This is a genomic window from Brachyspira catarrhinii, assembly GCF_005518285.1.
Classification (GTDB): domain Bacteria; phylum Spirochaetota; class Brachyspiria; order Brachyspirales; family Brachyspiraceae; genus Brachyspira; species Brachyspira catarrhinii.
Genome location: NZ_SJDU01000674.1, coordinates 1 through 740, shown reverse-complemented (window position 1 = coordinate 740; position 740 = coordinate 1). Strand labels below are relative to the sequence as shown.

Here is a 740-nt window from a genome sequence, read left to right as displayed (position 1 = left end):
ATAAAGATTCTTAAATTATTTTAAATTTATTCAAATTATAATTATGTTAATATAATTCGGAATTATTTTCAATATGTAAAGAAATTTTATTTTATAAATTTTATTAAAAATTCAATCTTTATAATTAATCCTCACAAGTTTCAAATCCGCAGAAACCATAAACAAGCATGGCAAAAGTATTAAAGTCAAAAGAGACGCGAATAACAGTCCGTAAGCCATCGCCATAACTATAGGAACTATCAAATCCGCTCTTCCGCCTATTCCGTAAACCGTTGGAAGAAGTCCGAATATTGTAGTAATCGTAGTTAAAAATATCGCTCTAAATCTTTCGCTCGCTCCTTCGACTATAGCGTTAAATACATCGTCTTTATTTTTTATATTTCCGCTTTCAAGTATTCTATTAATCAAATCAACCATTATTATTCCGTTATTTACGACAACTCCCGCAAGCCCGACAAAATAATTCAAATTAGTCATACTTGCAAATGAATTAAAATAACCGCTGTCGTCCAAACCAGAAAGCGAAACATTTCCGACTATAGACAAATCAGGCATGGAATTATTTTTTATGATTGTCATTCCGTATTCCGCTCTCAATTTTAATTGATAAGCCATCTGTCCTTGAACGCTTTCCAAAAAAGGAACGGAGTTTATTTCGGAGTTTATAGAATATTCGAGAGTTTGATTCCAATCGTTTTCACTCGGAATAATATTTTCTTCGGGTATAAAGAATTGAAAAT

General features: G+C 31.1%; 1 protein-coding gene. It reads right to left on the bottom strand.

What is annotated here, in order from left to right; translation table 11 throughout:
* Window positions 1–111: 111 nt before the first annotated feature.
* On the bottom strand, window positions 112–740 hold a 629-nt coding region (locus EZH24_RS15175; protein WP_236847264.1), incomplete at its 5' end, for an efflux RND transporter permease subunit.